General features: G+C 61.1%; 16 protein-coding genes. 13 read left to right on the forward strand and 3 right to left on the reverse strand.

Features of this window, described 5'->3' with window-relative positions; genetic code table 11:
- Positions 1-169: 169 nt before the first annotated feature.
- Positions 170-700, reverse strand: a complete 531-nt coding sequence (locus IVA95_RS21530; RefSeq protein WP_247512291.1) for a dihydrofolate reductase family protein — start codon at positions 698-700, stop codon at positions 170-172.
- Between the two features lie 227 nt (positions 701-927).
- Complete coding sequence (locus tag IVA95_RS21535) at positions 928-1773, reverse strand: uroporphyrinogen-III synthase (protein ID WP_247512292.1); 846 nt, start codon at positions 1771-1773, stop codon at positions 928-930.
- A gap of 142 nt (positions 1774-1915) precedes the next feature.
- Here IVA95_RS21535 and purU point away from each other — a divergent pair, with 142 nt between their 5' ends.
- The gene (gene purU / locus IVA95_RS21540) at positions 1916-2779 is read left to right on the forward strand and encodes a formyltetrahydrofolate deformylase (RefSeq protein ID WP_247512293.1); all 864 of its coding nucleotides are present in this window, start codon (positions 1916-1918) and stop codon (positions 2777-2779) included.
- Here purU and IVA95_RS21545 read toward each other — a convergent pair.
- Complete coding sequence (locus IVA95_RS21545) at positions 2776-3054, reverse strand: hypothetical protein (RefSeq protein WP_247512294.1); 279 nt, start codon at positions 3052-3054, stop codon at positions 2776-2778. The two genes, purU and IVA95_RS21545, sit on opposite strands and share 4 nt — an antisense overlap.
- Positions 3055-3401: 347 nt before the next feature.
- Between IVA95_RS21545 and IVA95_RS21550 the strand changes: the two genes are divergently transcribed.
- The 12 genes from IVA95_RS21550 (at position 3402) to IVA95_RS21605 (ending at position 19100) form a co-directional block, all read left to right on the forward strand.
- The gene (locus tag IVA95_RS21550) at positions 3402-4574 is read left to right on the forward strand and encodes an ABC transporter substrate-binding protein (RefSeq protein ID WP_247512295.1); all 1173 of its coding nucleotides are present in this window, start codon (positions 3402-3404) and stop codon (positions 4572-4574) included.
- A 184-nt stretch (positions 4575-4758) separates the two neighbouring features.
- On the forward strand, positions 4759-5628 hold the full coding sequence (locus IVA95_RS21555; protein WP_213253916.1) for a branched-chain amino acid ABC transporter permease: 870 nt from the start codon (positions 4759-4761) through the stop codon (positions 5626-5628).
- Between the two features lie 7 nt (positions 5629-5635).
- On the forward strand, positions 5636-6667 hold the full coding sequence (locus tag IVA95_RS21560) for a branched-chain amino acid ABC transporter permease (RefSeq protein WP_247512296.1): 1032 nt from the start codon (positions 5636-5638) through the stop codon (positions 6665-6667).
- The gene (locus IVA95_RS21565; RefSeq protein WP_247512297.1) at positions 6664-7416 is read left to right on the forward strand and encodes an ABC transporter ATP-binding protein; all 753 of its coding nucleotides are present in this window, start codon (positions 6664-6666) and stop codon (positions 7414-7416) included. Before IVA95_RS21560 ends, IVA95_RS21565 begins: the two co-directional genes overlap by 4 nt.
- Complete coding sequence (locus tag IVA95_RS21570) at positions 7409-8125, forward strand: ABC transporter ATP-binding protein (RefSeq protein ID WP_247512298.1); 717 nt, start codon at positions 7409-7411, stop codon at positions 8123-8125. The genes IVA95_RS21565 and IVA95_RS21570 overlap by 8 nt, the downstream gene beginning before the upstream one ends.
- Positions 8126-8143: 18 nt before the next feature.
- The gene (locus IVA95_RS21575) at positions 8144-9262 is read left to right on the forward strand and encodes a cobalamin-independent methionine synthase II family protein (protein WP_247512299.1); all 1119 of its coding nucleotides are present in this window, start codon (positions 8144-8146) and stop codon (positions 9260-9262) included.
- Between the two features lie 327 nt (positions 9263-9589).
- Positions 9590-10942: a hypothetical protein gene (locus IVA95_RS21580; RefSeq protein ID WP_247512300.1), complete on the forward strand. Its 1353-nt coding sequence runs from the start codon at positions 9590-9592 to the stop codon at positions 10940-10942.
- Positions 10943-11002: 60 nt separating this feature from the next.
- Positions 11003-12196 carry a methionine adenosyltransferase gene (metK, locus tag IVA95_RS21585; RefSeq protein WP_247512301.1) on the forward strand — a complete coding sequence of 398 codons (1194 nt, stop codon included), beginning with the start codon at positions 11003-11005 and terminating at the stop codon, positions 12194-12196.
- Between the two features lie 128 nt (positions 12197-12324).
- Positions 12325-13758, forward strand: a complete 1434-nt coding sequence (gene ahcY, locus IVA95_RS21590) for an adenosylhomocysteinase (protein WP_247512302.1) — start codon at positions 12325-12327, stop codon at positions 13756-13758.
- Between the two features lie 417 nt (positions 13759-14175).
- A complete protein-coding gene (locus IVA95_RS21595) occupies positions 14176-15330 on the forward strand; it encodes a radical SAM protein (RefSeq protein WP_247512303.1) in 1155 nt (384 codons plus the stop codon).
- Between the two features lie 455 nt (positions 15331-15785).
- Positions 15786-17549, forward strand: a complete 1764-nt coding sequence (locus IVA95_RS21600) for a hypothetical protein (protein WP_247512304.1) — start codon at positions 15786-15788, stop codon at positions 17547-17549.
- A gap of 81 nt (positions 17550-17630) precedes the next feature.
- Positions 17631-19100: an NAD(P)/FAD-dependent oxidoreductase gene (locus IVA95_RS21605; protein ID WP_247512305.1), complete on the forward strand. Its 1470-nt coding sequence runs from the start codon at positions 17631-17633 to the stop codon at positions 19098-19100.
- Positions 19101-19216 lie beyond the last annotated feature (116 nt).

The raw sequence follows: 19216 nt of genomic DNA on the forward strand, positions 1-19216 counted from the left end.
ACACGGGTCATGAACATCGTCGGAGCCAAGCCGCTGATGGCTGCAATCGCAGCCTGAGACTGAACCGATCCTGGCCTCTCATCGACTTCCCTAGGAAGGACGTTTTTACACAACCAAGACCCAGAACGGACCTGACGCGTCGGCGCAGTCCGTCGAGCAAGTCGCGTAATTAAGTAGGAACGTACGTCAACCTAATCACGTCCTCGCCAATCAGATCGCTGGTCACAAGGCGGAGCGGCGGCCGGGGGCCTGCGAAGAATGGCTTGCCGCGACCAAGTACGACTGGATGGAGGTAGAGTCGATACTCATCAATAAAACCAAGGTCGGTTAGGCTTCGTGCTAGGTCTGGTCCGGAAACGTCAATCTCCCCAACGAGCTGAGCCTTCAGCCCACGTATCACCGCCTCGAAGTCATCCTCGACAAGAGTGGCGTTGGGGCCGACTGACTTCAACGAGCGCGACACGACCCACTTCGGTTGGCACCGCCACGCCGCCGCGAAGTCGCGTTCCTCCGGGGTCCACTCGGGATGGTCTTCGTCCCAATAGCGCATGACCTCGTACATGCGGCGGCCGTACACACTGCCCGTCAGGCCGCGCACTTGCTCAATGAAGTGACGAAAGAGCGCGGGACCTGGCGCAAATTCCTGATGGTCGACGTAGCCGTCCAGAGACTGGTTCATTCCAAAGACTAGCTTCGCCATGCTACAAAATCTCCACCCTAGAGGCTCTTCAGAATAGCTTGAGCCGACGTTGTACAGAAGTGAGATTGGACACAATTTGCGCGCCGCTTTACCGGTGCAACCAATAACCAGACGTCAGCTTTTTGGCACGTCGCGGACATGCGGAGATCAGCGCGCAATGTCCGCTTTCAGCGGCAAAGCGGACGTTTTGCCGGTCGCAAGTAATCCAGATTGTGGTTGAACTTGTCTCAGTTTCTCGCCACCGCGCGGGGCGGATTCTTGCCAAGCGCTGCCGCCATCGCCGAGATCAGCGGCCTCATGAAGAAAGCATCCTCCGCCGGATAGATATCGGTACGCAGGCCGTGAGATTTGAGTTCATCCGAAACCGCCGGTCCGACGGAAGCGATCGGCGTGCGGTCGAGCCCGTCGCGCAGCCGGTCCTCGCAGCCTCGCGCGCGGGCGACCTCCATCAGGCGGCGGATCTGGCCGAGATTGGTCAGCGCGATCGCATCGACGCGGCCTTCCGCCATCTCGTCGATCGCGGTGATGATGTTGGCATCCGCGGCCTGCGCATCGTAGACGTAAGGCAGCACGGTATCGACTTCTGCCCCCTGCGCCTTGATCGCGCCGATGAGGACGCTGTGATCCTTGTCCGGATAAAGCTGCAGGCCGAGGCGATGACCGCGGAGATCGAGCCGCGACAGCATCTCGGCGACGCCTTCGGAGGTTGGCTTCTCCGTCGTCATCTGCGGTTCCAGCCCGATTTCGCGCAGCGCCTTGCCCGGCTTGGGGCCACGGGCGAATTTGCGTGCGTTGCCGAGGGCGGCAATGAATTCCTGTTCGACGCCGATGCGCCGGACGACCTTCATCAGCCGGCGCAGGCCTTCGCCCGTCATCAGCACCAGATCGTCGAAGGGCTTTTCGATTGTCCTCCTGATCCAGGCTTCGATCGGCGCCGGGTCCGGCGCGTCGTGGATGGTGAACATCGGACATTGCAGCACGTCGGCGCCCTGCTCGGTGAGCAGGCGGGAAAACTGCGCCTCCTCGCGCGTTTCCAGGATCAGGATGCGGTAACCGTTCAATCTGTCAGCCATGATCTCGCTCCAACGCTTTTGCTTCGCGCTTTGTTCATCCTGACCCCGGTTTCCGGATTGGCGCAAGCGCGTCGGCGGTGATAGAGCAGGGCGCAAATCCCGAGGTTTCACCCTTTCTGCCTGAATTGTAGCCAAGTCCGCCATGCCCGATCATCAATTCGTCCTGACCCTGTCCTGCCCGGATCGCCCCGGCATCGTTTCCGCGGTGTCGACTTTCCTGGCCCATAACGGTCAGAACATTTTGGACGCCCAGCAGTTCGACGACGTCGAGACCGGGAATTTCTTCATGCGGGTGGTATTCACCGCCGCCGATCTCGCGGTCGAACTGCAGGCCTTGCAGACCGGTTTCACCGCGATCGCCGACCGCTTCGGCATGGAGTGGCAGATGCGCGACCGCGCCAATCGCCGCCGGGTGATGCTGCTGGTCTCCAAGTCGGATCATTGCCTGGTCGATATCCTCTATCGCTGGCGCACCCGCGAACTCGAGATGATCCCGACCGCGATCGTTTCCAACCATCCGCGCGAGACGTACAGCTCGCTCGATTTCGGCGAGATCCCGTTCCATTGTTTGCCGGTGACGAAGGAAACCAGGCGCGAGCAGGAAGAGGCGGTCTGGAAACTGATTCAGGAGACTGGGACCGACCTTGTCGTGCTGGCGCGCTACATGCAGATCCTGTCGGACGAGATGTCGGCAAAACTATCGGGGCGCTGTATCAACATCCACCACTCGTTCCTGCCGGGCTTCAAAGGCGCGCGGCCCTACCACCAGGCCCATGAGCGCGGCGTCAAGCTGATCGGCGCCACCGCGCACTACGTCACGCGCGACCTCGACGAAGGTCCGATCATCGACCAGGACGTCGAGCGCATCAGCCATCGCGACACACCGGAAGATCTGTCGCGCAAGGGCCGCGACATCGAACGCCGCGTGCTGGCGCGCGCGATGCGCCATCACCTCGAGGACCGCGTCATCCTTAACGGCCGCAAGACCGTGGTGTTTATGGATTAGCGCGCCGCACCTTGCGAGGCGGGAGCCGGGCTGGCCTCCTTGTCGCGTTCGGAAGCCGGCATTAGGCGTTTGCGCTCGCGCTCCCGCATGTATTCGTCATATTTCGCGGTTCCCGGGCGCGGCGGCGCGTCGGCAGGCAAGCCGCCTGCCCAGGCCGGAATGGCATCGCTGACGCCGGCTGCGACCTTCTCGTTGATGGTCCCACAGCCGCTCAAACCGCAGCCCGCGAGGGCAACGGTGACGATCGTAGCAATATGGCGCGCGCTGGTCGGCATTGGCAGATGACTACAACCTTAACCCTTTAAGGATGATGGATTTAGGGCGCTGCCTTGGGGAACCGGCGAGAACGTTCTTTGTTGACAGGGCCATTTCATTTGTACAATCGTACAAATAAGTGGCAATCGCGGCAGGTTCGAGCAGCGATATCGGATCGTATTAGTACCGTCACGTCCTTTACGGCTATGCGGCTTCTTCGCCGCAACACGCCGATGGTCCGATTGACAAAAGGGCGGCCAGGGACGCCATGTTGCCGCGCTACCCGGCGGAAAAATCTGGGTTATGGTTAGATCAAGGGCCGGGGACTCGGTTCGAGACACAAGGCCGATCAGGGGGAGAGATGCTCATGCCTATTCGTAGTCAAATATTGCTGGCCGCAGGCTCGGTCGCCGCGATGCTGGCGCTTGCGCCGGCCCACGCCCAGGACGTCGTCAAGATCGGCCTGATCCTGCCGATGACCGGCGGCCAGGCATCGACCGGCAAGCAGATCGACAACGCCGTCAAGCTCTACATGCAGCAGAACGGCGATACCGTCGCCGGCAAGAAGATCGAAGTCATCCTGAAGGATGACGCGGCGGTTCCCGACAACACCAAGCGTTTGGCGCAGGAACTGATCGTCAACGAGAAGGTCAATTTCATCGCAGGTTTTGGCGTGACGCCGGCAGCGCTTGCGGCAGCGCCCTTGGCGACGCAGGCGAAGATTCCGCAAATCGTGATGGCAGCGGGCACTTCGATCATCACCGAGCGCTCACCCTATATCGTGCGCACTTCGTTCACGCTGGCGCAGTCCTCCACCATTATCGGTGACTGGGCCGCCAAGAACGGCATCAAGAAGGTCGCAACCCTGACCTCCGACTACGCGCCCGGTAACGACGCCCTAAACTTCTTCAAGCAGAACTTCACCGCCGGTGGCGGCGAGATCGTCGAAGAGGTGAAGGTGCCGCTGCAAAATCCTGATTTTGCTCCGTTCTTGCAGCGCATGAAGGATTCCAAGCCGGACGCCGTGTTCGTGTTCGTGCCGGCAGGCCAAGGCGGCAACTTCATGAAGCAGTATGCCGAACGCGGCCTCGACAAGGCGGGCATCAAGGTGATCGGCCCCGGCGACGTGATGGACGACGACCTGCTCAACGGCATGGGCGACGCCGCGCTTGGCACCGTCACGGCGCATCTCTATTCCGCGGCGCATCCCTCGGCCGCGAACAAGGAATTCGTCGCCGCCTACAAGAAAGCTTTCGGCCAACGCCCGGGTTTCATGGCGGTCGGCGGCTATGACGGCATTCGCCTGATCTACGAGGCGCTGAAGAAGACCGGCGGCAAGACTGACGGCGACGCGCTGATCGCGGCGATGAAGGGCATGAAGTGGGAGAGCCCGCGCGGCCCGATCATGATCGATCCGGAAACCCGCGACATCGTGCAGAACATCTACATCCGCAAAGTCGAGAAGGTCGACGGCGAACTCTACAACGTCGAGTTCGCGACGTTTGAGGCGGTGAAGGATTCGGGCAAGACGAAGAAGTGACGACGAAGTCGTCATCCTCGGAGGGCGCACCTCCCGCCCTCTCCACGTCATGCCCGGGCTTGACCCGGGCATCCACGTCTTTCTTCGCAGCGGGTGGTAAGGAAGACGTGGATGGCCGGGCCAAGCCCGGCCATGACGCCGTAGCAGTCAGTTTCTCTTCAGGCCTTGGCTTAAGTTCGCTTCCATGACCACGCTGTTCACCATCCTGTTCGACGGTGTCGCCTACGGCATGCTGCTGTTCGTGCTCGCCTGCGGGCTGGCGGTGACGCTGGGGCTGATGAATTTCGTTAATCTCGCCCATGGCGCCTTCGCCATGACCGGCGGCTATATCTGCGCGGTGCTGGTCAATAATTCCGGCTGGCCGTTCTTCGCAGCGCTTCCGCTCGCCTTTGTTTCGGCCGCCGCGATAGGCGTGGCGCTGGAGCGCACGCTCTACCGCCACCTTTACACCCGTAGCCATCTCGACCAGGTGCTGTTCACGATCGGCCTCACCTTCATGTCGGTGGCGGCGGTCGATTACATCATGGGATCGTCGCGGATCTTCATCAAGCTGCCGGCGGCGCTCGAAGGGCAGTTCGATTTCTTTGGCGTGGGCATCGGCCGCTACCGGCTGATGATCATCGTGATCTGCGGCCTGCTTACTGTGGCGCTGCAATTGGTCCTGGCGAAAACCCGCTTCGGCAGCCGCCTGCGCGCGGCGGTTGACGATCCGCGCGCCGCCAGCGGCCTCGGCATCAACGTGCCCCAGGTGTTCGCCTTCACTTTCGCGTTTGGTTGTGGCCTTGCAGGCCTCGGCGGCGCGCTGAGCGCCGAGATCCTCGGGCTCGATCCGTATTTCCCGCTAAAATTCATGATCTACTTTTTGATCGTGGTCACCGTCGGCGGCTCCTCCAGCATCACCGGGCCCTTCCTGGCGTCGCTTTTGCTCGGCATCGGCGACGTCGCCGGAAAATATTACGTGCCGAAGATGGGGCCGTTCGTCATCTACACCATCATGATCGTTATCCTGATCTGGCGTCCGAACGGCCTGTTCGGCCGCGCCGCCGCGCGTTGAGTCTCCGATGATCGCAATTTCCGACGTTTCATCCCATGACATCGCCCGCGCTCGCTGGCGCCCGGCCGAGATCGCGTTCTGGATTCTTGTCTTGTCCTGCGCGTTCCTGTTTCCGTCCCGTTATCTGATCATGACCGATATTTTGCGGCTGGCGTTGTTCACGCTGTCGCTCGATCTGATCCTCGGCTACGCCGGCATTGTCTCGCTGGGGCACGCCGCGTTCTTTGGCGTGGGCGCCTATTCGGCGGGCTTGCTGGCCCTGCATGGCATCATCAACGAGCCGGTGATCGCACTGGTGGTCGCCGGTCTCGTCGCCATGATACTCGGCTTCCTGACCAGCTTCCTTGTCATCCGCGGTGTTGACCTGACGCGGCTCATGGTGACGCTCGGCATCGCGCTGTTGCTCGAAGCTCTGGCGGAACGGTTCTCCAATATCACCGGCGGCACCGACGGGCTGCATGGCATCGAGATGCAGCCGATCCTCGGCCTGTTCGCGTTCGACATGTTCGGCAAGACCGGCTTCTTCTATTCGCTGATCGTGCTGTTCCTGCTGTTTCTGTTAGCGCGGCGGATCGTGAATTCGCCGTTCGGTCTGTCGCTGCGCGCGATCAAGAACAATCCGCTGCGGGCGTCGGCCATCGGCGTGCCGGTCAACCAGCGCCTGATCGCGATCTATACGATTGCCGCGTTCTACGCCGGCATTGCCGGGGCGCTGTTCACCCAGACCACGGCGCTGGCCTCGCTCGACGTGTTCGCGTTCGAACGCTCAGCCGACCTGATGCTGGTGCTGGTGATCGGCGGCACCGGCTATCTCTATGGCGGGCTGATCGGCGCCGTCGTGTTTAAGATGCTGCAGGAACTGTTTCAGACCATCACGCCGCAATACTGGATGTTCTGGATCGGTCTTGTCCTGGTCGTGATGGTGTTGGTCGGCCGCGAGCGCATCCATCGCTGGGTGCTTTGGGGGCCGAACCTCATCATCCGCCAGGTCTTCGGACGCAAGGCCGTCGTTGCCGTTCCCGAGAGCGACGCGCCATGACGATCGCGCTGGAAACCAGGGGACTGGAAAAATCCTTCGGCGGCTTGCGGGTCACCCATGACCTGTCGCTGAAGGTGGAGCAGGGCGCCCGTCATGCCCTGATCGGGCCGAACGGCGCCGGCAAGACCACCGTCATCAATCTTCTGACCGGCGTGCTGAAGTCCAATGCCGGGCGGATCCTGCTCGAGGGTCATGACATCACCGATCTGCCGGTCCACAAGCGGGTGCTGCGCGGGCTCTCACGCACCTTCCAGATCAACCAGCTCTATGCCGACCTGACCCCGCTGGAAACCGTCGGGCTAGCGGTGTCCGAACGGCTCGGCCGCGGCGGCGACTGGTGGCGCCGGATGGGCACGCGCGATGACGTCAATCGCGACGTCGCGGAAACGCTCGCACGTTTTCATCTCCTCGACGTGATGAACGAGCGCACAGCGACGCTGCCCTATGGCAAGCAGCGCCTGCTCGAGATCGCGGTCGCGATCGCGACCAAACCGCGCGTGCTGCTGCTCGACGAGCCGGCGGCCGGCGTGCCCGAGAGCGAGCGTCACGATATTCTGGCGGCGGTCGCTGCCCTGCCGCGCGACGTCACGGTGCTCTTGATCGAGCACGACATGGACCTGGTGTTCTCGTTCGCTGACCGTATTTCGGTGCTGGTCAACGGCGCCATGCTGGTGGAGGGACCGCCGGACGAAGTGGCGCGGGATCCGCAAGTGAAGGCGGTTTATCTCGGCGAGGCGGCCCATGCCTGAGCTTCTCGCCATCGATGCCTTGCGCGCCGGCTACGGCGAAGCCGTGGTGTTGCCTTCGCTGTCGCTGTCGCTGGGCGAGGGGCAGGTGCTGGCGCTATTGGGGCGCAACGGCACCGGCAAGACCACGCTGATCAATTCGATCGTCGGTATTACCCGCCGTTTCGGCGGAACCATTGCGCTCGGCGGGCTTGATATCACCGCGATGCGCCCGGACCAACGGGCGCGGGCCGGGATCGGCTGGGTGCCGCAGGAACGCAATATCTTCCGTTCGCTGACGGTCGAGGAAAATATGACCGCGGTGGCCCAGCCTGGTCCGTGGACGGTGGACAAGGTCTATGAGATGTTTCCGCGGCTCAAGGAGCGCCGCAGCAATTTCGGCAACCAGCTCTCCGGCGGCGAGCAGCAGATGCTGGCGATCGGCCGCGCGCTGACCCTCAATCCCAAGGTGCTGCTGCTGGACGAGCCGACCGAGGGGCTGGCGCCGATCATCGTTGAAGAACTCTTAAGGGCGCTCGGCACCATCACCCGGGCCGGCGGCATCTGCTCTGTTATCGTCGAGCAGAATGCGCAAAAGATTCTGGGGCTGGCCGATCGGGTTGTGATATTGGAACGCGGCGCGATCGTGCATGATGCGGCAAGCCACGCGTTGAAGGCCGATCCCGCGGTGCTTGAACGCTATCTCGGCGTCGCCGGAGCCGCCGCGCACTAGAATATGGGAGTTGAGACCATGCAGAGAACAAAGCCCCCGTTCCGCGCCGACGAGGTCGGCAGTCTGTTGCGGCCGCCGCGCATCAAGGAGGCGCGCGCCAAGTTGGAGAAGGGCGAGATCACGGCGGAGGACCTGCGCAAGGCCGAAGACCTCGAGATCGAAAAGGTCGTGCACAAGCAGGCCTCTATCGGGCTGAAGCTCGCTACCGATGGCGAGTTCCGGCGCTCCTGGTGGCATTTCGATTTCCTCGCCAAGCTCACCGGCTGCGAATTGTTCCACCCAGAGACGGGCATCCAGTTCGCCGGGGTAGAGACGAGGCATGACGCCGTCCGCGTGATCGGCAAGCTCGACTTCCCGGACAACCATCCGATGCTGGATCACTTCCGCTTCCTGAAGAAGCATGCTGACAGAGCGCATGTTACTCCAAAGATGACGATCCCGTCGCCGGCCGTGCTGCATTTCCGCGGCGGCCGCAAGTCGATCTCGAAGGAGGTCTATCCTGATCTGGAGGAGTTCTTCCTCGATCTCGGCAGGACCTATCGCAAGGCGGTGAAGGCGTTCTACGACGCCGGCTGCCGCTACCTGCAGTTCGACGACACCGTGTGGGCCTATCTCTGCTCGCAGGACGAATTGCAGAAGGCGCGCGATCGCGGCGACAACCCCGACGGCCTGCAGGAAATCTACGCACGGGTGATCAACTACGCGCTGGCCGAGCGGCCCGCCGACATGGTGATCACCACCCATGTCTGCCGCGGCAATTTCCGCTCGACCTGGATTTCGTCCGGCGGCTACGAGCCGGTCGCCGAGACCATGCTGGCCGGCACCAATTACGACGGCTATTTCCTCGAATATGATTCCGATCGCGCCGGCGGCTTCGAGCCGCTGCGTTACCTGCCGAAGGGCAACAAGGTCGTGGTGGTCGGCGTCATCACCTCCAAGTTCGGCGAACTCGAGAAGAAGGACGACATCAAGCGTCGCCTCGAGGAGGCCGCCAAGTTCGCCCCGCTCGACCAGCTCGCGGTGTCGCCGCAATGCGGCTTTGCTTCCACCGAGGAAGGCAACATCCTCTCCGAGGAGGAGCAGTGGGCGAAGTTGAGCCTCGTGGTGGAAGTGGCCAACGAGGTGTGGGGGAGGTAGGTCTCTCAGCGTCATTGCGAGCCAACGGGTCGCGCGAATGCGCGCCCGATGACAGGCTCCGCGAAGCAATCCATCTCTCCGCACACGCTGACGGATGGATTGCTTCGCTTCGCTCGCAATGACGGGGGGTGAGTGCGGCGCAAGCGCCGTCATTTCTCCACTAGATCAGCCTCGCCGAGCAGCGGCGAGTTGTTGCGGGAACCGGGTTCAAGGACAGCCCGGTCTATCCTGACCGCAAAGCCGGGGGTATTTCCTTCGGTGGGCAGAAGGTGGTAGGATAGACTGGCCACTTGGCGCTGCCCACCGAAGTTTCCCAATTCCCGCGCGATGAAAAACGACCAAATCCTTAGCCAGATCACCGAATTCTGCCGCCAGGCCGATATGGCGGAGACGACGTTCGGACGCCGGGTCGTCAATGACGGCAAGCTGGTGCATCGGCTGCGCGAGGGCAAGCGCATTACCATCGACACGCTCGATCGGATCCAGGCCTATATCGCGGCGTCCACCGGCGGGCTGCCGCCGCCGCGCGGCCTTGAAGTGCCGCCGGAAAAGCGCGATCCCCGCGGCAATTTCCGCTTCTTCGAGAACCGGCAGAAATACCTGCTGTTCGTCCATACTTGCAGCGAAAAGCGGGTGATTGCCGAGCGGGTGGCGCTGGAGCTCTCCAGCCTGCATCCGCGCCCGCCGGCGCTTCGGGTATTCGACGCCGGCGTCGGCGACGGCACCGTGCTCGCGCGGGTGTTGCGCTCGATGCACGGCCGTTTTCCCCATATGCCGTTCTATATCGCCGGCAAGGAGTTGAGCCTGGAGGACGTCCGGCTGACGCTCGACAAGGTGCCGGACCGGCTGTTCGAGCACCCGGCGACTGTCATCGTGCTGACCAATATGCATTACGCCGAGGCGCCCTGGCTGACGCCGGCGTCTCCTGCCGCCGCGGCGGGCATGATCTGGCACGAGGTCGCCCTGCGGGGGGGCTCGTCGGGGGAGTTCGAGGCCCAGATTGCAGAACTTGGGCCGTTTCTGGAGCAAAACTGGCGGGCAAATATCAGCCCCAAATCGGGCATGCCGATCTATGAACGCCCGGTGGCGCTGGTCGTGTACCGGGAGGACCACCGGTTCCTGCTTGATTCGATCATCCCACGGGCCGGCCGGACCGAGGCCAATTTCGATCTTGTGATCGCTTCCCAACCTTATCGGGCCAAATCCTCTGTGAATTTCCGCGCCAAGCGGATCATTGCGCCGCTGGCCCGGAGCTTGCGGGCAGGGGGCCGTTTGATCGGAATTCACTCCCACGGGCAGGATCCGGGGCTGGAAATCATCCAGTCGGTCTGGCCGGGAGAAAATCCTTTCGCCGTGAGCCGCCATGAGCTATTGCGCGCGGTGAAATACGAGCTGGGGTCGGCCGGGCGGGACCTTAACTTTAATGCCTACGCCGATAACCGTTCCATCTTCCGTTATGATATGGAAGCGCTGCCCAACGAGGTCACCGGCTCGATCGGAACCTCGACGGCCTTTGCAGCGTGGAATGCGGCGGTGTATGTCGCCCAGATCGAAGACGACCGGTTGGCGGAAATGACTGAAAACAGCCGAGCCCTCGATGCCACCAGAGAGGTTCTGCGCAAGCATAATGGGCTTTGGTTTTACGACGAATCCTACGTCATTTCGCGGCGGCGCGACTGACATTCCGGGATACACGACACACACAGCCGCCGGCATCCGGCGGGAACAAGGGGTTGTTTGATGCGCGCGTCCTATCTCTTCACCAGCGAGTCGGTTTCCGAGGGTCATCCGGACAAGGTTTGCGATCGAATCTCGGACGAGATCGTCGACCTGTTCTACCGGGAAGGCCCGAAGGCGGGCATCGACCCATGGCAGATCCGCGCGGCCTGCGAAACGCTTGCCACCACCAACAAGGTCGTCATCGCTGGCGAAACGCGCGGTCCGAGCTCGGTGACGAATGACCAGATCGAGAGCGTTGTTCGCGAGGCGATCAAGGACATCGGCTACGAGCAGGAAGGCTTCCATTGGGAGAAAGCCGACATCGAGATTCTGCTGCATCCGCAGTCGGCCGACATCGCCCAGGGCGTCGATGCCAAGCAGCCCAGCAACCAGGAAGAGGGCGCGGGCGACCAGGGCATCATGTTCGGTTACGCCACCAACGAGACGCCCGACCTGATGCCGGCGCCGATCTTCTACGCCCACAAGATCCTGCGGCTGATTTCCGAAGCGCGCCACGCCGGTCGCGAGAAGGTGCTCGGTCCGGACTCCAAGAGCCAGGTCACCGTGCAGTACGAGAACGGTAAGCCGGTCGGCGTGCGCGAGATCGTGGTCTCGCACCAGCACCTGGTCGAGGACCTCACCTCCAGTCAGATTCGTGACATCGTCGAGCCCTATGTCCGCGAAGCGCTGCCGAAGGAATGGATCAACGGCAAGACCATCTGGCACATCAACCCGACCGGAAAATTCTACATCGGCGGCCCCGATGGCGATTCCGGTCTCACCGGCCGAAAGATCATCGTCGATACCTATGGCGGCGCAGCCCCGCATGGCGGCGGCGCCTTCTCCGGCAAGGATCCGACCAAGGTCGACCGTTCGGCGGCCTATGCCGCGCGCTATGTCGCCAAGAATATCGTCGCCGCCGGTCTCGCTGATCGCTGCACGCTGCAGCTCGCTTACGCGATCGGTGTGGCGCGTCCGCTGTCGATCTATATCGATACCCATGGCACCGGAAAAGTGCCGGAGGACCAGCTCGAGAAGGCGGCCGCGAAGGCGATGGATTTGACGCCGCGCGGCATCCGCACCCATCTCGATCTCAATCGCCCGATCTACGCCCGTACCGCGGCCTACGGCCATTTCGGCCGCACGCCCGACAATGAAGGCGGCTTCTCCTGGGAGAAGACCGATCTGGTCGAACCGCTCAAGCGCGCAGTTTAGTTTTAACGACGTCATTCCGGGGCACCGCGATAGCGGTGAACCCGGAATCTTTTTCCATGATTTCGAGATTCCGGGTTCGTGGCTCACGCGCGCCCCGGAATGACGAGTTCAACAAAGGGAAACTCCCCATGACCACCGCCGCCGCCAAGAAGCCCGCCTTCACCGACTACATCGTCAAGGACATTTCGCTCGCCGAATTCGGCCGCAAGGAGATCTCGCTGGCCGAGACCGAAATGCCGGGCCTGATGGCGACGCGCGAGGAATACGGTCCGAAGCAGCCGTTGAAGGGCGCCCGCATCGCCGGCTCCCTGCACATGACGATCCAGACCGCAGTGCTGATCGAGACGCTGGCCGCACTCGGCGCCGACATCCGCTGGGTGTCCTGCAACATCTATTCGACGCAGGACCACGCAGCCGCCGCGATCGCCGCCGCCGGCATTCCGGTGTTTGCGGTGAAAGGCGAGACGCTCGCCGAATATTGGGACTACACCGCAAAGCTGTTCGACTGGCACGGCGGCGGCACGCCCAACATGATCCTCGACGACGGCGGCGACGCCACCATGCTGGTGCATGCCGGCTACCGGGCCGAGCAGGGCGATACCGTTTTCCTCGACAAGCCGACTTCGGAGGAAGAGGAAATCTTCTATGCGCTCGTCAAGCGCCTCCTGAAGGAGAAGCCGAAGGGCTACTTCGCCGAGATCGCCAAGAACATCAAGGGCGTCTCGGAGGAGACCACCACGGGCGTGCACCGCCTCTACGACATGGCGAACAAGGGTACGCTGTTGTTCCCCGCCATCAACGTCAATGACAGCGTGACGAAATCGAAATTCGACAATCTCTATGGCTGTCGTGAATCGCTGGTCGACGGCATCCGCCGCGGCACCGACGTCATGATGTCCGGCAAGACCGCGATGGTCGCGGGCTTCGGCGACGTCGGCAAGGGTTCGGCCGCCTCGCTGCGCCAGGCCGGCTGCCGCGTCATGGTTTCCGAAGTCGATCCGATCTGCGCGCTGCAGGCAGCGATGGAAGGCTATGAAGTCACGACCATGGAAGACGCCGCACCCCGCGCCGACATCTTCGTCACCGCGACCGGCAACAAGGACATCATCACCATCGACCATATGCGCGCGATGAAGGATCGCGCCATCGTCTGCAACATCGGTCACTTCGATAATGAGATCCAGATCGCCGGCTTGCGTAACCTGAAGTGGACCAACATCAAGCCGCAGGTCGATGAGATCGAATTCCCCGACAAGCACCGCATTATCCTGTTGTCGGAAGGCCGCCTCGTAAACCTCGGCAATGCGATGGGCCACCCGTCTTTCGTGATGTCGGCGTCCTTCACAAACCAGACGCTGGCGCAGATCGAACTGTTCGCCAACAACAAGGACGGCAAGTACCAGAAGAAGGTCTACGTGCTGCCGAAGACGCTGGACGAGAAGGTGGCCCGCCTGCATCTCGCCAAGATCGGCGTCAAGCTGACCGAGCTGCGCAAGGACCAGGCCGACTATATCGGCGTCAAGCCGGAAGGCCCGTACAAGTCGGATCATTACCGGTATTGATTGCCGTCGATCAGACCTCTTAAAGCCCTCGGCCCCGGAATTCCGGGGCCGTTTTATTTCAGATGTGTGAACTGGATTACACGCAAGCCGTTGTTTTGAGAGTACGTGCATTTCATAGTTGTAAATTCTGAGGTTGTGTTCGTAAGTCCTGGCTGGAGGACTAAGATGTCGAACCTTAAGGAAGTTTGGCCTTTGGCCTTTGTTCTTGCGGCCGCGTCCAGTTCGGGGCACGCGGATGCGCCGATTGACACAAATCCGGCAGCGTTTTTCCGATCTGGCAGCCTTGCAGATACGTTGCGCAGCAATCCGGGTGCGTCTGGCGGTGCAGAGAGCCATGCGGAACCGAGCCGGATCCAGTTGTCGCAATGGTCCAATTTCTTCAACTGCTTTAGTGGGGTTTGGCGAAGGTGTTGAGCTATGTGGCAACCCGTCCTCATTGTGCTGCAACCCACGCCCTTCTGTAACATCAGTTGTGACTACTGCTATCTGCGCGGCCGGGATAATCGATCGGTCATGAGCGCCGAAGTGCTGAGCGCTATCCGCGACAAGGTCTTTCCGCAAATTTCCCCAGACGCCGCGCCTGCCATCATCTGGCATGCTGGCGAGCCGACGGTTGTTCCTGTTTCTTGGTACCGTCAGGCATACTCCGAACTGCGCCGGACCGCGCCGCGAGATGCGAGCTTCACGGTCCAGTCCAACGGAATTGCGCTGGGACGGGACTGGATTCCGTTCCTGAAGGAAACCGGGACCCAGATCGGGTTGTCGATAGATGGGCCGCAAGCGTTTCACGATTCGCGCAGGAAGACCAAACGCGGCAAAGGGACCTGGTCGCTCGTCATGCAAACGCTGCGTGAGCTGCATGCCGCGCGCATCCATCCGAAGGTGGTCACCGTTCTCCATCCGCTTTCGGTGCACGCGGTCGACGAATATTTCCAATTCTATCGCGATAACGGCATTACCCACGTGTCCTTCTCGATCGACGAGGCGGAAGGCTGTCATGCGTCTAGTTCGTTCAACGGAAAGGATCAGGGGCAGGGGATCGCTGAATTCCTGTTTGGCTTGCTCAAGCGCGCCTACGCCGAACAGTATCCGCTCCACATCAAGGAGGTCGAACGGATTGCCAGTATCCTTGCCGGCGGTGAGCTGCACAATGAGCAGATCGATGCCTGGCAGGTGCTGGTCGTCGCGGCAAACGGCGATGTGACGACGTTCTCGCCGGAGTTCATGGAAGTGCGGTCGCCGGCACATCGCAATTTCAATTTCGGAAACATTCTGACTGATGATTTCGATCGGATTTTCGCCAGCACCCTCGTAGCCCGCACCCAGGCGGAAATCCGCAAGGGCGTTGATCTCTGTCGGGCGCGTTGTCGATACTTTGCGGTTTGCGGCGGCGGTGCTCCCTCGAACAAGATGCAGGAAAACGGTTCGCTTGAGTCGGCCGAGACCGAGTTCTGCAGGTTGTCTGTCCAACCGGCGGCGGAGGCTTTCCGCAAATTTGTTCATTGGGCGCGTCAGAGGCCTGAGGATCATTTTATTTCCAGCCCGAGATTCTTTGCAGAGCAGCACGCCTAGCCGAAAGTTATTTCGATGGAGGGCTACGATGACGCAATTGCCCGGCTTTTCTTTCAACCTTGTGCGAATGGACGCAATATGTCCCGATCATTCAGCAGGTCACCGGACCGCAGATTGCGGCGTTCCTGTTCGGCGTCCTCGTCGTCGTTGTTTTCTCGACTGATCATTACAAGGTCCCCACTTACGCCAAAACGACAATCGGTGAATTCATCGAGCTTGCTCCGGAGTCGTTGACCTCTCATTCGAGATACATGAAGGGTTTGGGAATCTATATTGCTCTGATGCTGGGTTTCTATTTCATTCTGCTGGCGATCGGCCCGACCGCGATTGCGCCAATCCTGTCCTACTTTCCCGGCAGTTCGGACACCAAGATCGATAATTCGGTTTGGCCACTTGCGGCGACCTCCATCATCACCTTGATTGGAAGCCGGGACGACAACAAATATCTCGGCCGCATGGAAGGGTGGCTGCGATCGATTGCCCATGAAGCAGCCTATATTCCTTATGCCGTGACCAACCTCTCGGTCGCTCTCGACGGGAGCTTTCCCCTTGCGGATGAAGAGCTGCGGGCTGCGGGGGAGCTCTCCCCGGCAACGCTGAGCCTGGTGCAAGACAATCCGGAGGGCTCCAGGCAGAATTGGATTCGCGCCAAGTTTCTCTATTCGCGGCTGGAATTGCTGCGTGATCGCGATGATCAGTTCAAGCCGGTGATGAGGCAACCGGAGAACGAGCGCGCGTTTAGCTTCGTGCGCGACCAACGTGACGCGCTGGCCAAGGAACTGGATCGTGGCGACCCCGATGAAGGCACGACGCGGAAGATCGACGCGTTCAAGAATGCGCTCGCGGTATTCCTCGCGTCGATCCTGTGGCGCGCCTGCGAAAACGAAACGGCCGTCAATGCCAAGCTGAGGTCGCTCAGACTCAATGTCAGCACACCCGCGCCACGGTCGCCCGCTACATTCATGTTTCACCTGATGTTCTATCTGGGCGCAACGGCATCGGTCTTCCTCGTCGCGCTGAAAATCCGGTCGATGCAGTTTCATGATGAGTCGGTTGAGCAGAAATGGCACCTCACGCTGGCCTTCCTCGTATTTCTGCTCGCCGCATTTTTCGTTAATCGCTGGCGCGAGAAGGAACTCGCCAGTGGCGACTGGAAATACAGTTCGGATGTCATCATTCGCTGCACGATTGTTACCACGATTGTCGTTACACTTATTTCGTCGCTGGTGGCATTTGCTGTTCACCAGGGCGGAAGCGGGCGGTTCTACGCGATGCTTCTGATGGCGTTCGGCATGGCGCTTCCGTCGACCCTGCTGTTTCAACTGCTGATGCGCTGGGCTGCGACCTCGACGCCGACGAGGGAGGCAGTCGCCGCGAGGGTGGGGTACCGGGCAAATCGGCCCGAGCTGTTCAGGACGGCGCTCTATGCCGGTGGTATCTATTCGGCCATCGCTTTCGTTTTTGCCTTCGTCCTGTACTGGCCATCGGATTATACCATCGTGAACAGCACTCCGCTGCAATACGTCGAATCTGCCATCACCAGCCTCAATAATATCAGCGCCGCGAGTGCAGCGAAAAAGGAGGACGATCGCTGGTTCAACGATACCGCCCCGCACGCGGCCATTCGTGAACTGGACACCAAATTGCACGAGCTGAAATCGAATATTGCCAACCGCACCTACAAGCCCGACCTGCTGGCTGCGATCGTGGCGGAGTGCGACATTATGGGCGACTTGGGAGGCGGTCGACGCCTCTTCAAGCGTGGCTGCGAGCTCAGCGAATATTTGAAGACCATACCGTTCAAGGGCGACGTGCTGCCCAACCTTTATAATCTGCAAGGGCAGATCACGAATCTGAAGCCGAAATTCGCTGCTTTGCACAATTACGTGACGCTCGTTAATGCGGTTCATCGGCAATGGCCGAACGCGCTGCTGGCGAGCTTGATGTGGGCAGTGATGGCTGGCGTCTTCGCCGTCTCGGTGTTGCTCTATCGGCGGCAGGAGTTGTGGGACGGCTTGACGCTGAGAAAGCTGCCGGACTTCGTGCCGAAAGGGCCGCAGGAAAGGGAAGCTTGGCTGCGAGAGCCGCTTTACGACCTTGCCAAGCTTTCGCCGCTCGAAGCGTTGCGATATCCAACGTTCCGGGCGCGGCTGGCGGATAATATGAACGCGCAGCCCAGCAGCCAACCGAGCGTGCCACACTTGCGGACTGTCGCCTGATCTCGATACACGACGAATCGTGAAAGCCGAAGACGCTGGTTTGCCGGTTGCTTTTTCCGTGGTTCGAGCGTTAATCGAGTCATGGAAACGCACACCAACGAGCATTTCGACGTCCTCATTGTCGGTGCGGGCCTTTCCGGCATCGGGGCTGGCTATCACCTGCAGGAGAAATGCCCGGGCAAGAACTACGTGATCCTCGAGGGCCGCGATTGTATCGGCGGCACCTGGGATCTCTTCCGCTATCCCGGCGTCCGCTCCGACTCGGACATGTACACGCTCGGCTATTCGTTTCGGCCGTGGACCGAGGCGAAGGCGATCGCCGACGGGCCGCGGATCCTCAACTATGTGCGCGAGACCGCTGCCGACAACGGCATCGACAAGCACATCCGCTTCCACCACCGCGTCAAACGCGCCTCGTGGTCGTCGCCGGATTCGCACTGGACGGTCGAGGCCGAACGCAGCATTGGCGAGGCCGCGGCGGAGACCGTGCGCTTCACCTGCAATTTCCTGTTCATGTGCTCGGGCTATTACAAATACGAGGAAGGCTATACGCCGGAGTTTTCGGGCACCGCGGATTTCGCCGGCCAGATCGTGCATCCGCAGAAATGGCCCGAAGACCTCGACTACGCGGGCAAGCGCGTGGTGGTGATCGGCTCGGGCGCAACCGCCGTAACGCTGGTGCCGGAAATGGCGAAGACCGCCGCGCACGTCACCATGCTGCAGCGCTCGCCGACGTACGTGGTGGCGCGGCCGGCTGAAGATGCACTTGCCAACAAGCTGCGGAAGAATCTCTCCGCCAAGCTCGCCTATCACCTGATCCGCTGGCGCAACGTGCTGTTCGGCATGTATTTCTTCCAGCTCTGTCGGCGCAAGCCCGACCGCGCCAAGCAGTTGATCCTCGGTGGCGTCAAGATGGCGCTGGGACCGGAATACGACGTCGCTAAGCATTTTACGCCGCGCTATAATCCGTGGGAGCAGCGGCTCTGCCTGGTGCCCGACGGGGATCTGTTCAAGTCGATCCGCGACAAGCGCGCTTCCGTTGTCACCAACGAGATCGACACCTTTACCAAGCGCGGCATCAACCTGAAGGACGGCAGCGAGCTCGAAGCCGACATCATCGTCACCGCGACCGGGCTGGTGCTGCAGGTGCTCGGCGGCCTCGAAGTCAGCGTCGACGGACGCACGGTCGATTTCGCGCGAACGCTGAACTACAAAGGCATGATGTATTCGGATATTCCGAACCTGGCGGCCGCGTTCGGCTACACCAACGCGTCGTGGACGCTGAAATGCGATCTGACCTGCGAATATGTCTGCCGTCTCATCAACTATATGGACCGCAACGGCTACAAGCAGTGCATGCCGCATAATGTCGATCCTGACGTCACCGAGTTGCCGTCGCTCGATTTCTCCTCCGGCTACGTGCAGCGCTCGATTGCGAAACTGCCCAAGCAGGGCTCGAAGCGGCCGTGGCGGCTGTACCAGAACTATGCGCTGGATATCGTCACCCTGCGCTACGGCAAGATCGATGACGGGGTGATGCAGTATTCGTGAGCGGTTCCGCTGCGCGAGGTGCGTCCGGACGCCCCATGCGTTATTTCGCGTATACGTGGCTGAACTCGAATCGTTCAAAGTGCCCTCACGGTTAACGCCGGATTAACCGGCGCCGC

The organism is Bradyrhizobium sp. 157, from assembly GCF_023073815.1.
In the GTDB taxonomy this organism is placed as follows: Bacteria; Pseudomonadota; Alphaproteobacteria; order Rhizobiales; family Xanthobacteraceae; genus Bradyrhizobium.

Bases quoted from the DNA above. Each gene is read 5' to 3' on its own strand.
- IVA95_RS21530 (WP_247512291.1), bottom strand. From the start codon at position 700: ATGGCGAAGCTAGTCTTTGGAATGAACCAGTCTCTGGACGGCTACGTC.
- IVA95_RS21535 (WP_247512292.1), bottom strand. From the start codon at position 1,773: ATGGCTGACAGATTGAACGGTTACCGCATCCTGATCCTGGAAACGCGC.
- purU (WP_247512293.1), top strand. From the start codon at position 1,916: ATGCCCGATCATCAATTCGTCCTGACCCTGTCCTGCCCGGATCGCCCC.
- IVA95_RS21545 (WP_247512294.1), bottom strand. From the start codon at position 3,054: ATGCCGACCAGCGCGCGCCATATTGCTACGATCGTCACCGTTGCCCTC.
- IVA95_RS21550 (WP_247512295.1), top strand. From the start codon at position 3,402: ATGCCTATTCGTAGTCAAATATTGCTGGCCGCAGGCTCGGTCGCCGCG.
- IVA95_RS21555 (WP_213253916.1), top strand. From the start codon at position 4,759: ATGACCACGCTGTTCACCATCCTGTTCGACGGTGTCGCCTACGGCATG.
- IVA95_RS21560 (WP_247512296.1), top strand. From the start codon at position 5,636: ATGATCGCAATTTCCGACGTTTCATCCCATGACATCGCCCGCGCTCGC.
- IVA95_RS21565 (WP_247512297.1), top strand. From the start codon at position 6,664: ATGACGATCGCGCTGGAAACCAGGGGACTGGAAAAATCCTTCGGCGGC.
- IVA95_RS21570 (WP_247512298.1), top strand. From the start codon at position 7,409: ATGCCTGAGCTTCTCGCCATCGATGCCTTGCGCGCCGGCTACGGCGAA.
- IVA95_RS21575 (WP_247512299.1), top strand. From the start codon at position 8,144: ATGCAGAGAACAAAGCCCCCGTTCCGCGCCGACGAGGTCGGCAGTCTG.
- IVA95_RS21580 (WP_247512300.1), top strand. From the start codon at position 9,590: ATGAAAAACGACCAAATCCTTAGCCAGATCACCGAATTCTGCCGCCAG.
- metK (WP_247512301.1), top strand. From the start codon at position 11,003: ATGCGCGCGTCCTATCTCTTCACCAGCGAGTCGGTTTCCGAGGGTCAT.
- ahcY (WP_247512302.1), top strand. From the start codon at position 12,325: ATGACCACCGCCGCCGCCAAGAAGCCCGCCTTCACCGACTACATCGTC.
- IVA95_RS21595 (WP_247512303.1), top strand. From the start codon at position 14,176: ATGTGGCAACCCGTCCTCATTGTGCTGCAACCCACGCCCTTCTGTAAC.
- IVA95_RS21600 (WP_247512304.1), top strand. From the start codon at position 15,786: ATGGAAGGGTGGCTGCGATCGATTGCCCATGAAGCAGCCTATATTCCT.
- IVA95_RS21605 (WP_247512305.1), top strand. From the start codon at position 17,631: ATGGAAACGCACACCAACGAGCATTTCGACGTCCTCATTGTCGGTGCG.